Source organism: Burkholderia sp. 22PA0099 (genome assembly GCF_047497165.1).
Lineage (GTDB): Bacteria > Pseudomonadota > Gammaproteobacteria > Burkholderiales > Burkholderiaceae > Burkholderia.
Window position 1 is genome coordinate 1,645,757 of the sequence record NZ_CP163165.1, and the last position, 14,489, is coordinate 1,660,245.

10 protein-coding genes are annotated in these 14,489 nt (G+C 66.7%); 1 reads left to right on the top strand and 9 read right to left on the bottom strand.

Going from position 1 to position 14,489, the window contains the following annotated elements; translation table 11 throughout:
• Nucleotides 1-45: 45 nt before the first annotated feature.
• The 9 genes from AB4851_RS22960 to atzF all read right to left on the bottom strand — a co-directional run bounded on the left by AB4851_RS22960 (nucleotide 46) and on the right by atzF (nucleotide 13,071).
• The gene (locus tag AB4851_RS22960) at nucleotides 46-489 is read right to left on the bottom strand and encodes a hypothetical protein (RefSeq protein ID WP_414451585.1); all 444 of its coding nucleotides are present in this window, start codon (nucleotides 487-489) and stop codon (nucleotides 46-48) included.
• A gap of 347 nt (nucleotides 490-836) precedes the next feature.
• Nucleotides 837-1,529, bottom strand: a complete 693-nt coding sequence (gene urtE, locus AB4851_RS22965) for an urea ABC transporter ATP-binding subunit UrtE (RefSeq protein WP_414442280.1) — start codon at nucleotides 1,527-1,529, stop codon at nucleotides 837-839.
• Nucleotides 1,530-1,541: 12 nt separating this feature from the next.
• On the bottom strand, nucleotides 1,542-2,327 hold the full coding sequence (gene urtD, locus AB4851_RS22970; RefSeq protein WP_414451922.1) for an urea ABC transporter ATP-binding protein UrtD: 786 nt from the start codon (nucleotides 2,325-2,327) through the stop codon (nucleotides 1,542-1,544).
• 56 nt (nucleotides 2,328-2,383) lie between these two features.
• Nucleotides 2,384-3,571, bottom strand: coding sequence for an urea ABC transporter permease subunit UrtC (urtC, locus tag AB4851_RS22975; RefSeq protein ID WP_414451586.1), 1,188 nt, complete (start codon nucleotides 3,569-3,571; stop codon nucleotides 2,384-2,386).
• A gap of 3 nt (nucleotides 3,572-3,574) precedes the next feature.
• The gene (gene urtB / locus AB4851_RS22980) at nucleotides 3,575-5,206 is read right to left on the bottom strand and encodes an urea ABC transporter permease subunit UrtB (RefSeq protein WP_414451587.1); all 1,632 of its coding nucleotides are present in this window, start codon (nucleotides 5,204-5,206) and stop codon (nucleotides 3,575-3,577) included.
• A gap of 146 nt (nucleotides 5,207-5,352) precedes the next feature.
• A complete protein-coding gene (urtA, locus tag AB4851_RS22985) occupies nucleotides 5,353-6,660 on the bottom strand; it encodes an urea ABC transporter substrate-binding protein (protein ID WP_414451588.1) in 1,308 nt (435 codons plus the stop codon).
• 215 nt (nucleotides 6,661-6,875) lie between these two features.
• Nucleotides 6,876-7,592: a GntR family transcriptional regulator gene (locus tag AB4851_RS22990; protein WP_414442276.1), complete on the bottom strand. Its 717-nt coding sequence runs from the start codon at nucleotides 7,590-7,592 to the stop codon at nucleotides 6,876-6,878.
• A 36-nt stretch (nucleotides 7,593-7,628) separates the two neighbouring features.
• Complete coding sequence (gene uca / locus AB4851_RS22995; RefSeq protein WP_414451589.1) at nucleotides 7,629-11,234, bottom strand: urea carboxylase; 3,606 nt, start codon at nucleotides 11,232-11,234, stop codon at nucleotides 7,629-7,631.
• 10 nt (nucleotides 11,235-11,244) lie between these two features.
• Nucleotides 11,245-13,071 (bottom strand): allophanate hydrolase, encoded by a 1,827-nt coding sequence (gene atzF, locus AB4851_RS23000; RefSeq protein WP_414451590.1) that lies wholly within the window; start codon nucleotides 13,069-13,071, stop codon nucleotides 11,245-11,247.
• Between the two features lie 959 nt (nucleotides 13,072-14,030).
• Here atzF and AB4851_RS23005 point away from each other — a divergent pair.
• Nucleotides 14,031-14,468 (top strand): type II toxin-antitoxin system HicB family antitoxin, encoded by a 438-nt coding sequence (locus AB4851_RS23005; protein WP_414451591.1) that lies wholly within the window; start codon nucleotides 14,031-14,033, stop codon nucleotides 14,466-14,468.
• The last annotated feature ends 21 nt before the right edge of the window (nucleotides 14,469-14,489 follow it).

Below are 14,489 nucleotides of genomic sequence, written 5' to 3' on the forward strand. Positions count from 1 at the left end.
GACCCGGCTTCGGCCGGGTTTTTCGCCTGGGGCGGGGCGGCCTCGTCAGATCCGGCCGGCGGCGACGGCAGCCGGCGGGGCGACCAGCAGTGCCGAGAGCGCCTGGAGCGCGTCAGGCGTCACGAACAGTATCTCGCCGTTGCTCAGCCACACATGGCCATTGCCCGTCTTCATCGGTTGTACGGCGACGATCGCATTCGGATTCACGTGGTAATCGAGCGGGGTGGCCGACTTCAGTTCGACCGGCACGAGCGGCACGCCGGCGGCGGTCAGCGCGGCCAGGACGTCGACCAGCGGGGTGGGCGAGGTGAGCGTGCGGGCCCGGACGTGCGGCGTATGCGTGACGGGTTGGGGGTCGCGCGCATTCAGCCCGATCGTGGTGCCGCCCGGCGCGGTGGTGGAGCGAGAGATCGTCACGACTTGGGCGGGGTTGAGGGCGGCCGTCGGATATTGGTCGGCAGTCAACACGGGAATCTGAATGAGGGGCATCGATAAGGTCTCCTGGTGGCGATGGCAGGCGGCACACAAGCGCGCGCCGAACCCAGGCAGATCATCCACTACGGCGGGCCACCGGCATAGGGGGGCATCAAATTATCGAGGCCTGTGCAGACGTGCTGCATCCGCTCCGGCCGAAGCCTCGAATGATCGGTTCGCCAGGTCGTTCGACGGCCGCTTGCGGGACGAATGTCTGAACGTGAACCGGGTGCCTGTCATGGGGCGATCATCATGAAAGGATCGAGCCGGCCGGGGGCCGGCCAGACCTGCGCCCGGCCGGCGCGACGGCCCCGCCAATCCATGCAACAGGCCGGCGATACGCGGCATGCGCTTGCCTACGCTCACACGGCGATCAGTTCTCTAACCCCGTTCGCTTCCATCTCGCTGCCGGCGCCGCCGGTGACGATCTCGCCGCGGCTCATCACCCAATACTGATCGGCGATCGAGCGTGCGAAATCGTAGTACTGCTCGACCAGCAGCACGGTCATGTTGGTTTCGTCGACGAGCTGGCGCAGCGTGCGGCCGATGTCCTGGATGATCGACGGCTGGATGCCTTCGGTCGGCTCGTCGAGGATCAGCAATTGCGGCTCGCTCATCAGCGCACGGCCGATCGCAAGCTGTTGCTGCTGCCCGCCCGACAGGTCGCCGCCACGCCGCGCGCGCATGTCCTTCAGCACCGGAAACAATTCGTAGATGCGGTCCGGCACCTTCGACGGCGCCTTGCGGCTCGCCGCGCCCACCAGCAGGTTTTCCTCGACCGTCAGGCGCGGAAAGATGTCGCGACCCTGCGGCACGTAGGCCAGCCCGGCGGCGACGCGTGCATGCGGGGCGAGCGCATCGAGCGGCTTGCCGCGCCACGCCACGCTGCCGTTCTTCGCGGCCACCACGCCCATCAGGCAGCGCAGCAGCGTGGTCTTGCCCACGCCGTTGCGCCCGAGCAGCACGGTCAGCTTGCCGTCCTCGGCGGTGAGATTGACGTTGCGCAGGATGTGGCTGCCGCCGTAGAACTGATTCAGCGATTCGATCTTCAACATGCTGGGGATTCCTTATCGACCGAGGTAGGACTCGATCACGGCTTCGTCGCGCTTGACCGTGTCGAGCGTGCCTTGCGCGAGCACCGCGCCTTCGGCCATCACGGTCACGCGGCCGGTGTCGCCCGCGAGCGCCGCGACGAACTCCATGTCGTGTTCGACCACCATCATCGAGCAGGTGCCGCGCAGCGTGTTCAAAAGCTGCGCGAGTTCCATGGTTTCGTGGTCGGTCATGCCGGCCGCCGGCTCGTCGAGCAGCAGCAGCGCCGGTTGCTGCATCAGCAGCATGCCGATTTCGAGCCGCTGCTTCTGGCCATGCGACAGCTCGCCGGCCAGCCGATAGGCGCTGTCTTCGAGCTTGATCAGTTCGAGGGTTTCCTCGATGCGCTGTTGAGCGTGGCGATCCAGACGTGAGCGCAGCGATGCGAACCAGCCTTTATCCGCTTTCATCGCCAGTTCGAGGTTTTCCCAGACGGGATGCGCCTCGAACACGGTCGGCTTCTGGAACTTGCGGCCGATGCCGGTGCGCGCGATTTCCGGCTCGTTCATGCGCGACAGGTCGATGGTCTGGCCGAGGAACACCTTGCCCGAATCGGCCTTCGTCTTGCCGGTGATCACATCCATCATGGTGGTCTTGCCCGCGCCGTTCGGGCCGATCACGCAGCGCAACTCGCCCGCATCGATCGTCAGCGAGAGCTTCTTCAGCGCGCGAAAGCCGTCAAAGCTGACCTCGATGTCTTCGAGGTACAGGATGGTGCCGTGGGATACGTCGATCTCGCCTGGGGTGACAACGCGCCCCATCGACGCAACGCCACTGACGGTCAGTTCGTCGCTACGGTCGGTAACTTGGCTTCCGCTCACTTTCGGCCTCCACGTTTCATGACGGATTCGATCACGCCCACGATGCCGCGCGGCATCAGGAGCGGCACCAGCACGAAGATCAGGCCAAGAAAGAACAGCCAGTATTCGGCGAAGTAGGCCGTGAAGAAGCTTTTCGCGCCGTTCACCGCGAACGCGCCGATGATCGGGCCGATCAGCGTGCCGCGCCCGCCCACCGCCACCCAGATCGCCATCTCGATCGAGTTGCCCGGCGACATCTCGCTCGGGTTGATGATGCCCACCTGCGGCACGTACAAGGCGCCTGCGATGCCGCACAGCACGGCCGACACGGTCCACACGAACAGCTTGTAGGCGAGCGGGCTGTAGCCGAGGAACATCAGCCGCGTTTCGCCGTCGCGCACGGCGGTGACCACCCGCCCGAGCTTCGAGGTGACGATCGCGCGCGCGGCGATGAACGCGAGCACCAGCGTGGCGAACGTCAGCAGCAGCAACACCGTGCGCATGCCGGGCGAGGTGATGGTGTAGCCGGCCAGGCGCTTGAAATCGGTGAAGCCGTTGTTGCCGCCGAAGCCGGTTTCGTTGCGATAGAACAGCAGCATCGCGGCGAACGTCATGGCCTGCGTGATGATCGACAGGTACACGCCCTTCACGCGCGAGCGGAACGTGAAGAAGCCGAACACCCAGGCGATCACGGCCGGCGCCAGCACCACCAACACCAATGCGACGATCAGGTGATCGGAGCCGCTCCAGTACCACGGCAGCGATTTCCAGTTCAGGAACACCATGAAGTCGGGCAGGTTGCTGCCGTACACGCCGTCGTGGCCGATCTCGCGCATCAGGTACATGCCGATCGCATAGCCGCCGATCGCGAAGAACAGGCCGTGGCCGAGGCTCAGGATGCCGCAGTAGCCCCACACGAGATCGAGCGCGAGCGCACCGATCGCGTAGCACATGAACTTGCCGGCGATCGTCATTGCATAGGACGACAGATGAAACGTGCTCGATTCGGGCGTGACGAGCGCCGCGATCGGCACGCCGATGCCGATCGCGAGGCACAGCGCGACCAGCGCGAGCCAGGCGCGGCGCGACAGCAGCGCCGCACGCGGCGGCAGGCCGAGCGCGAAGCCGGATGTGCCGCCCGCGCCCGGGGTGGGCAGAGTGACCGGCGTGACCGGCGCGGCGGCGAGGGAAGAGGTCGAAGTCATGTTTCAGGCCTCCGCGCTGCGGCCCTTCAGGGCGAACATGCCCTGCGGGCGTTTCTGGATGAACAGCACGATCATGACGAGCACCACGATCTTGGCGAGCACGGCGCCCCAGAACGGCTCGATCGCCTTGCTGACGAGGCCGAGGCCGAAGCCGCCCACCACCGTGCCGGCGATCTGGCCCACGCCGCCGAGCACCACCGCCATGAACGAATCGATGATGTAGTTCTGGCCGAGGTCGGGGCCGACGTTGCCGATCTGCGAGAGCGCGCAGCCGCCGAGCCCGGCGATGCCCGCGCCGAACGCGAATGCATAGGAATCCACACGAGCTGTCTTCACGCCGACGCAGGCCGCCATCCGGCGGTTCTGCGTGACGGCGCGCACGAACAGGCCGAGGCGAGTCTGGGTCAGCACGGCCCAGGCGATGCCGACCACGATCAGCGAGAACGCCAGGATCGCGATGCGGTTGTACGGCAAGATCAGGTTCTGCATGACGCTCACGCCGCCGCTCATCCACGACGGGTTCGAGACCTGCACGTTCTGCGCGCCGAAGATCATGCGGGTGGCCTGGATCAGGATCAGGCTCACGCCGAAGGTGGCCAGCAGCGTCTCGAGCGGGCGGCCGTACAGATGCTTGAGCACGGTGCGCTCCAGCACCACGCCCACCACGGCGGCGGCCACGAACGAGGCCGGCACGGCCAGCAGCGGATACCAGTCGAACGCGCCCGGCGCGTAGCGCTGGAACAGCGTCTGCACCACGTAGGTGGCGTAGGCGCCGATCATCAGGAACTCGCCGTGCGCCATGTTGATCACGCCGATCAGGCCGTAGGTGATCGCCAGGCCGAGCGCGGCGAGCAGCAGCACGCTGCCGAGCGAGAGGCCGGCGAACAGCGTGCTGGCGATCTCGCCGCGTTCCTGCAGCGAGTGCAGCGCGTCGAGGCCTTCCTGCGCCGCCGCGCGCACCTGCGCATCGGGTTCGGCGAAGCTGCCGTCGGGGTTCTTCGCGACGAGCGGGCGCAACTGCTCGATCATGTCGAGATCGTGGCGCGCGGCCACCACCTTGACGGCTTCGAGCCGCTTGGCGGCGTCCTTGTCGTGCAGCGCGGCGATCGCCCACAGCGCGTCGAGGCGGCGCTTGAGCGTGGCATCGGTTTCCTTCGCGCGCGCTTTTTCGATCAGCGGCTTGATCGACGGATCGGGATTCTTGAGCAGTGCATCGACCGCAGCGGTGCGCGTGGCGAGATCGGGCGAGGCGAGGTCGAGCGCCGACAGCGCGTTGGCCACCTTGCTGCGCAGCAGGTTGTTGAGCGTGATGGCTTGCGCGTCGCCGGGCTGCACGGTGGCGCCGCTCAGGGCGTCCTTGGTGCTGCCGTCGTCGGCCTGCACCAGCAGCTTGCCGTCGTCGGTCGCGAGCACGCCGCCGTCGGCCAGCGCGTGCAGCAGCGCGACCGATGCGGCGTCGCCTGCCGCCGAGAGATGATCGATTGCGGCGAGCTTCGCATCGAAATCGTCGCCGGCCAGCGCGGCCGTGTCGGCGGCATCGAGCGCGAACGCCGGGCTGGGCGCGACGCACGCGAGCGCGGCGAAAGCAGCGAGCGCGGCGAGGCCGTGTCGGGCGCGGCGTGAGAACGTGAGCATCGGAAAATCCTGGCTGTCGGTTGAACCGCAGGGTGAACCGCGCGACCGGCCGGCCGCGCGGGGAGAAGCGGCCGCGCACGGCGCGCGAGGCGCGGTGCGCGGAGGCCATGACGGCCACCCATGCCGCCTCGCGGGCGGCCGCCCGCTCAGGCGAGCGCGGCGCGGCGGCGGCGCAGGAAGTCGCCGATCGAGCTGACCACGTCGGGCTTGCCCGCGTTGCCCGGGATATACGGGCTCCACGGTTGCGCGCGCACCGTCGTCTTGGTGCGCCACACCACGTTGAACTGGCCGTCGGCGCGGATCTCGCCGATCATCACCGGCTTGTGCAGGTGGTGATTGCCGTCCATCTCCAGCACGAAGCCCGACGGCGCGTTGAACTTCTGGCCGATCATCGCCACGCGCACCTTGTCGACGTCCGTGCTCTTGGCCTTCTCGACCGCCTGCTTCCACATGTGGATGCCGACGAAGGTCGCTTCCATCGGATCGTTCGTCACGCGCTTGGCGCCGCCCGGCAGGTTGTTCTTCTTGACCCAGTCCGCGAACATCGCCTTGAACTTCGCGTTCTCGGGATTGCGCAGCGACATGAAGTAGTTCCAGGCGGCCAGGTTGCCGACCAGCGGCTTGGTGTCGATGCCGCGCAGTTCTTCCTCGCCCACCGAGAACGCCACCACCGGCACGTCGGTGGCCTTGAGGCCCTGGTTGCCGAGTTCCTTGTAGAACGGCACGTTCGAATCGCCGTTGATGGTGGAGATCACGCAGGTCTTGCCGCCTTGCGAGAAGGTGCGGATGTTCGAGACGATGGTCTGGTAATCGCTATGACCGAACGGCGTGTAGACCTCCTGAATATCGGCATCCTGAACGCCCTTCGATTTCAGGAACGCGCGCAGGATCTTGTTGGTCGTGCGCGGGTACACGTAGTCGGTGCCGAGCAGGAAGAAGCGCTTGGCCGCGCCGCCTTCGGCACTCATCAGGTATTCGGTGGCGGGGATCGCCTGCTGGTTGGGCGCGGCGCCCGTGTAGAACACGTTGCGCGACATTTCCTCGCCTTCGTACTGCACCGGGTAGAACAGCAGGCCGTTCAGTTCCTCGAACACCGGCAGCACCGATTTGCGCGACACCGAGGTCCAGCAGCCGAACGTGACGGCGACCTTGTCCTGGGTGAGCAGCCCGCGCGCCTTCTCGGCGAACAGCGGCCAGTTCGAGGCCGGATCGACCACCACCGGCTGCAACTGGCGGCCCATCACGCCGCCCGCCTTGTTGATCTCCGCGATGGTCATCAGCGCGGTGTCCTTCAACGAGGTCTCGGAGATCGCCATCGTGCCCGACAGCGAATGCAGGATGCCGACCTTGATCGGACCTTTGTCCGTGCTTTGTGCCAGTGCCGACGGCACCTTTGCTGCCAGACCCGCTACCCCGACTGCCGATGCGACCTTCAAGAACTCGCGCTTTTTCATGGATCGTCCCAAGTGGTTGAATGTTGTATCTGGTCTTGGATACAAGACGATGTTCAAAAGAGCAGCTTTCGTGCCAGCACGGTAATTCAAGGTTTGCGAGGAAGGATCAAGAAAAACGGGCCCAATTTGGACCCGTCGAGAAGCGATTTCGGTGCGCGGCAGCGTCAATCTGGTGCGCGGCGCGGGTGGTGACGCATCAGTCAGGCGTGCATGAATCAGGCGTCTTCGCGGCTGCTGTATCGTTCGCGCGCGGTTTGCATCATGTACAGCGTGATGCGTTTCACCTCGGCCTGGCTTTCCGCGATGTGCTCGCGGATCATCGCTTGGGCCGGTGCGTCGTCGCCGGCCGCAATCGCATCGAGAATGGCGGCGTGCTCCTGGTAGGTCGCCGTGATGCGTGGCGCTTTCGTGAAGTCGAGGCGGCGGATGATGCGGATGCGCTCGGTGACGTCGGCGTGCATGCGTGCCATTTCCAGATTGCCGACCGCGGCAACCAGGCCCGCATGGAACGCCTCGTCCAGCGCGGCCACTTTGACGCCATCCTGCTCGCGCTTGCGGGGCGGGACGCACCAGATGCCGCGCAGGGTCGCGAGTGCCGGTTGCAGATCTTCGGCGACGATACGCGCGATCGCATTCGTTTCCATCATCACGCGGATCTCGTACAGATCCTCGAAATACTTGAAATCGAACGCCCGTACCTGCCAGCCGCTCTTGAAGTGCACGTCGACGTAGCCTTCGCGCTGCAGCCAGAACAGCGCCTGCCGCACCGGGGTGCGGCTGACCTGCATGCGCGTGGCGATGTCGCCCTCGCTGAACTTGTCGCCGGGCAACAGCCGAAAGTCGAAAATGTCGGCCTTCAACTGCGCGTAGATCTGCGCGGCGAGATTGCTGGATTGCCGGGACGGGCCGTCGGGCGCGCGATTATCCACCATGAGAAATTCCGGAAGCGGTTGACTGAAGCGGGGGCGTCATGCGAGGGAAACCAGCGGATCGCCTGCCTGGACCATCATACCTGCTCGACAATGGAAGTCCTTAATCGTCCCGTTGCGTGTGGCGACCACCGGAAACTCCATTTTCATGGCCTCCAGGATCATCAGCGTGTCGCCCGCGCTGACCGTATCGCCGGGCGCGGTGGTCAGCTTCCAGACGTTGGCGCTGATGTCGGCGCGGATCGCGTCGACATCGGCGTCGCCGCCGGCCGATCGGCGTTCCTCGTTGGGCAGCGCTTCGGCTTCGGATGCGCCGCTCGTCGCCCAGTGTGCGACTTCGGCATCGAACGCCGCCCGCTGGGTTTGCCTGAACTCGCGCAGTTCGGGTTCGATGCCGGCGAGAAACGCGTTGTAGGCGCCGAGGTCGAAGACTTCCTCTTCGATGCGAACCGTCTCGCGGCCTTCGCGGAAATCGGCACGCAGCGCATCGAGTTCCGCTTCGCTGACGGGGTAGAAGCACACCTGGTCGAAGAAGCGCAGCAACCACGGCTTGCCCTCCACGAACAGGCGGTTTTTCAGGAACTTGTTCCAGATCGGCAAGGTGCGGCCGACGAGCTGATAGCCGCCCGGCGAATCCATGCCGTAGATGCACATGTACACGCCGCCGATGCCCACCGTGCCTTCCGCCGTGTAGGTGCGGGCAGGGTTGTATTTCGAGGTCAACAGGCGGTCGCGCGGATCGACCGGCACCGCGCAGGGCGCGCCGAGATACACATCGCCCAGGCCCAGAACCATGTAGCGCGCGCGATACAAGACGTCGCGCACCGCGTCCACCGAGGCGAGCCCGTTGATGCGCCGCATGAATTCCGTATTGCTCGGCAGCCACGGCGCCGTGTCGCGTACCGATTGTCGGTAGCGGGCGACCGCGTCGAGCGTGGCCGAATCCTCGAACGCCATCGGCAGGTACACCACTCGGCTCGGCACCTTCATGGTGGCGATGTCGCCCAGCGTGTCGTCGGCCGCGGCCAGCGCGCGCACCAGCGAGCGTTGCGGCAGCACGCGGCTATCGTAGCGAACCTGCAGCGAGCGCACCCCCGGCGACAGCTCCAGGATGCCGGCATGATCGGCCTGCTCGAGTGCTTCCATCAGCGCATGAATGCGAAAGCGCAGGTTCAGGTCGAGCACGTTTTCGCCGTATTCGACGAGGACGTACTTGTCGCCGGCCTGGCGGAACACCGTCTTCGGACGATCGCCGTCAGCCGCCGCCTCGAACAGGATCGGCGAACCGCGGCGGCTCGCGAGCGCGGGCGCGTTGCCCGCGACACCGGCGCAGAAGTCGATCATCGTCGCGTCCTGCCTGCGCTCGAGCGCCAGTGCATCGTCGAAGCCCATCTCGCGGAAGCGGATGCGATCGCCCGGTTTGACCTGGCCGACCTTCCAAAGCTCGGCCTTGGCGATCGTGACCGGGCACACGAAGCCGCCGAGGCTCGGGCCATCGCGGGTCAGGATCACGGGCATGTCGCCCGTGAAGTTGATACTGCCGATCGCATATTCGCAATCGTGGATGTTGGACGGGTGCAGGCCGGCTTCGCCGCCATCGGAACGGGCCCATTGGGGCTTCGGGCCGTTCAGGCGAATGCCGAGACGGTTCGAGTTGTAGTGCACTTCCCACTCGCTCGAAAAGAACGCCTCGATCGATTCCGGCCTGAAGAAGTCCGGGGCGCCGTGCGGACCATACAGCACCCCGATTTCCCAGGTGTTGCCGTAGGTCGGCACGAGCGAGGCCGGCAACGCCTCCGGCGCGAAGGCCGGCGAGAGCGCGGCGCTGGCGGGCAGCGCCGGATCGGCGATCGGCAGCACGTCGGCCGCGCGCAGCGTGCGGCCGGCATGGCCGCCGAACTGGCCGAGCGCGAAGGTCGAGCGGCTGCCGAGATAGCGCGGCATATCCAGGCCGTTGCGCACGGCCAGATAGGTGCGGCAGCCGCTTTGCGCCTTGCCGATCCGCAGGGTCTGGCCGGCCGACACCTCGACGGGTGCCCAGAACGGAACCGGCTCGGCGTCGAGTGTCGCATCGGTCGGGGCGCCGGTCAGCGCGATGAGCGTATCCGCGTGGAAGCGAAGGGTGGGCCCGAGCACCGTGGTCTCGATGCCGGCCGCTGCCTCGACGTTGCCGACGATGCGGTTGGCGATGCGAAACGCCCAGTCGTCCATCGGGCCGGAGGGCGGCACGCCGATGTTCCAATACCCGACACGGCCGGGATAGTCCTGCACGGTGGTGTAGGTGCCGGCCTCGATCACCTCGACCACGGCGGGGCGGTACGCGAAGCCGTCCAGATAGCGCGTCGAGACGCGGCCGCTGCCGAAGCCGTCGCTGGCCACCACCTTGCGCAGATAGTCGAGATTGGTGGTGATGCCGGACAGTCGCGTCGCATCGAGCGCCCGACGCATCGCGGCAATGGCGGCCGGGCGGTCCTCGCCGTGCACGATCAGCTTGGCGATCATCGGGTCGTAATGCGCGGACACCTCGGTGCCCGTTTCGACCCAGCCGTCGACCCGCACGTCGGCCGGGAACGCGACTTCGGTCAGCGTGCCCGGGCTCGGCGCGAAGTTGCGCAACGGGTTCTCGGCATAGATGCGCACCTCGATCGACGCGCCGCTCGGCACGATCTCGCGATCGAGCGCGGGCGGCTCGCCGGCGGCGGTCGCGATCATCCACTCCACCAGGTCGATGCCGGTCACGCCCTCGGTGATCGCATGCTCGACCTGAAGGCGCGTGTTGACCTCCAGAAAATAGAACGATTCCTGTGCGGCGTCGTAGATGAATTCGACCGTGCCGGCCGAGCGATATGACACCGAGCGCGCGAGGCTGGCCGCCGAGGCCAGCAGGTCGCGGCGCACGCGCTCGGGCAGGTTCGGCGCGGGCGTTTCCTCGACCACCTTCTGGTTGCGGCGCTGCAGCGAACAGTCGCGCTCGCCGAGGGCGAGCACGTTGCCCAGTCCGTCGCCGAAAATTTGCACTTCCACATGACGCGCGCGATCGACGAAGCGTTCGACGAACACGCCGCCGTTGGCGAAGAACGATTGCCCGAGCCGCTGCACCGATTCGAAGGCGGTCACGAGTTCGGCTTCGTCGTTGCAGCGTGTGAGGCCGATGCCGCCGCCGCCGGCGGTGCTCTTCAGCATCACCGGATAGCCGATCGCGGCGGCGGCCTCGCGGGCGGCCCGCACATCGGCCAGCAGGCCGGAGCCGGGCGTGAGCGGCACGCCGGCCTGCTCGGCGAGCGCGCGCGCGGCGTGCTTGAGACCGAACTGCTCCATTTGGTGCGGTGTCGGGCCGACGAAGGCGATGCCCTCGGCTTCGCAGCGTGCCGCGAACGCCGAATTCTCGGACAGGAAACCGTAGCCGGGGATGATGGCCTGCGCACCGGTACGCTTGGCCGCCTCGATGATCAGAGCGGTGCGCAGATAGCTCTCGGCGGCGCCATGGCCGCCGAGCGCAATCGCTTCGTCGGCTGCGCTCACGTGCAGGCTGTTGCGATCGGCATCGGAGTAGACGGCCACGGAACGGATACCCATGCGCTTGAGCGTGCGGGCGATGCGGCAAGCGATTTCACCGCGATTGGCGATCAGGACGGTATCGAACATGGCGGCCCCCTCAGGCGCGGGTCGCCACGGCCGAGGCCTGGCGGCTCGCGAGATAGCTGGCCCAGCCGCCGAATTCCGTGATGTCGAGCGCGTCGGGCAGCGCATAGGGCTCGCAGATGAAGCCCTTGACCTGCCGGCCGTCGGCGAGCGTCAGCGTGCCGATGCCGAGCGGCGAGGGAATCCCCGCCACGAACGAGCCGAACTCGGTGGCCGCGATGTCCCACAGCTCCACCTTGATCGGTGCGCCGGTGGCCGAACGCGCGAGGCCGGGCTTCGGCGGCGTGGTGTTGGCCAGCGCGTACAGGCGATAGTCGGAGGCGGTGGTGGTGGCTTCCACGAAACGCGCGTGCCGCGAGCTCAGTTCGTGATTCAGCGGCATGCCGCGCAGGTGCGCGCCGACCACGGCCACGCGGATCATGCCGGCTGCCGGCGCCACGCTGGCGGCGGCGGGCCTGTCGCTCGACAGTGGCGCCCCGGTGGCGCCGCGTGTGAGGCCGGTGGCGCGATGCCAGTCGCCCGCGAATTCGGCCAGCGCGCGTTCGCGCCATGCGTCGCCGATCAGGGTGATGCCGAACGGCAGGCCGTCCTCGCGCAAGTTGGCGGGCACGGCCACAGCGCTCCAATCGAGCAGGTTCACGAAGTTCGTGTACTTGCCGAGATTGCTGTTCAGGCGGATCGGGTCGGCCAGCAGTTCGGCGATCCGGTAGTGGGTGGGAGCCGTCGGCACGATCAGTGCGTCGAACCGGGCAAGCAGTGCATCGGCCTCGCGCTTGAGGTCGGCCAGGCGGTAAATGCCGTCGAACGTGTCGGCCGCCGAAAATTCACGCGCCTTGAAGATCACGTCGCGCACCACGGGATGGATGTCCGTCTCGTGCGTCGAGGCGAATTCGCGGATCGCGGCATAGCGCTCGGCGACCCAGGGGCCGTGATACAGCAGCGCCGTCACGCGGTCGAATACCGAGAAATCCACGGGCACGCAGGTCGCACCGCGCGCCTCCAGGTGAGCGACGGCCGCGTGGAACGCACGCTCGGACAATACGTCGCCGAAGAACTCGGGCGCCGCGGGAATGCCGAAACGCGGTGCGTCGGCCACGCGCCATGCCGCCGAACCGGCGGGTTGGGCGCGCGACAGGCCGTCCTTCGCGTCGAGCGCGGCGGCGACGTCGTACACCCGGGTTGCGTCGTCGGTGGTCGTGGCGAACACGGATACGCAGTCGAGCGTTCGGCACGCCGGCACCACGCCGGTGTTGCTGAATGCGCCTCGTGTCGGCTTCAGCCCGACGATATTGTTCAATCCGGCCGGGATGCGGCCCGAGCCGGCCGTATCGGTGCCGAGCGAGAACGGCACGATGCCGCGTGCCACGACGCGGGCCGATCCCGAGCTGGAGCCGCCGGAGATGTACTCGGGATCGAAGGCATTGGCCGGGATGCCGTACGGCGTGCGCACGCCCACCAGGCCGGTGGCGAATTGATCGAGATTGGTCTTGCCGATCGGGATGGCGCCGGCCGCCACCAGGCGTGCGATCAGCGAGGCGTCTTCGCCGGGGCGATAGGCGAAGGGCGGGCAGCCGGCGGTGGTGTCGAAGCCTGCGACATCGATATTGTCCTTGGCCGCGAACGGCACGCCGTACAGCGGGAACGCGGCGATGTCGCCGTCGGCGTCGGCCAGCCGCGCCGCCAGTGCCGCGAAGCGCGCGCGCAGCGCCTCGGCCGTTGCGACCGAGATCCAGGCACTGTCGTGCGTATCGAGCGAGGCAAGCAGCTCACCGATGCGCTGCTCCGGGGTGGCGCCTGCCTGATAGTTGGCAATCCAGTCCGCAATCGTCCAGCCGATCATCTCGTATTCCCTCTTGTGTACAAGTTTGGAGGGAGAGAAGCGAGAGTCGTGCCAGATCGGGGCGTGCTCGAAGAAAGCACGGCGGAATCGGGCGTTGGAGCCGCAAGGGCGGCATGGCGTGGTTGCGCCGTGCACGAATTTGGCTCGTCGCACGATGAATCCTGGTGCGGCGGGTGAAGTTGGTGCATCGAGCCGTTGACCGTGGGCCTCGGTGCCCGGCGCCAGATCAATGGCTTTTCACGGCGGCGTTTCCTCGGAGCTTGACCCGCAAGGCATCGAAGAAAACGACGGACATACATCCCACGACTCCATCGTTACCGTCGGATATCGTACCGACTTTCGACACGCGCACGCGCAACCTGACATATCGCCGACGCGGGCTCGCGAAGGCATGACGATGATGAACCGATATCCAGGTGCGGCCTGGGTTGCCCACGCGATACCGCGTACCGTTCGCGCCACTGTCCAACCTCTTCGCGCTCAAACAGCGCGCGGAGCCGCCCCAGCAAGGCGGATGTCGAAGCCGGCGAAGCGCCGGCTTTTGATTTTTATCGGTGCGGCGGCGCCTTGACCGGCCCGTTCGCGGTTGCACGTTCCTGAGCATTGAATCGAACGATGCGTAACGAAAATCCGAACATCAACGCCATTCCGACCACGATGCCCCACATTGCCGTTGTCATCTTGCTACCTCTTTGGTGATAAGACATGGCCACTGCCCGAATCGCCCGCATCGAAGCGCGGATTGCCCGTGTGGTCTGATTATTCTGCCTCTGAACGCGGAGCGTGTCGGTTCGCCACGAGACGGTGTTGGCTGCGCGGCCAGGCAGGGCGGCAAGCGTCGCGAACGCCGCCGCCTATGCGGGTTCGCAGCGAAAGCGTCATGCAGCGTACCGATTGCGTGCGCCCGATGCGGCACCATGACACGTGCCACGCAGGTTCGCGAGGCGAGGAGCGGTGACATGGACTATCCGATCTACATCACGCGGCGCGGCCCGTTTCGTTATCGCGGCACGTTGGCGGATTTCCCCGAGGCGGTTGCCGAGGGCAACGCCTACGCTGCATTGCCGGATCAGGTCGTGCTGCGCGCGATCGCCCTGTATCACCGGGGGCCGCGCCTCGTTCCCCCGCCGACCACCGACATGGCCGTCCTCCAGGCGTCCTCGCTCGATACCGGCGACGGCATCTGGCGTTTCGTCGAGATCGAGCCCGGGCGCATTCTGTCGAGTTCCGTGCATATCGGCGTGTGTCTGCCCGAGCGCGTCGTGCAGGATATCGATCGCGCCGCCCGTGCCCTGCATGTGAGCCGCGACGAGATCGTGGCGTCGGCGTGCCTGCATGTGACCACCCAATCCGTGCGCCTCGTCGTGTCCGACGGCGCCGAATCGATGACGCAGTAGTCTCGGGCGTGCGCCCGAGCG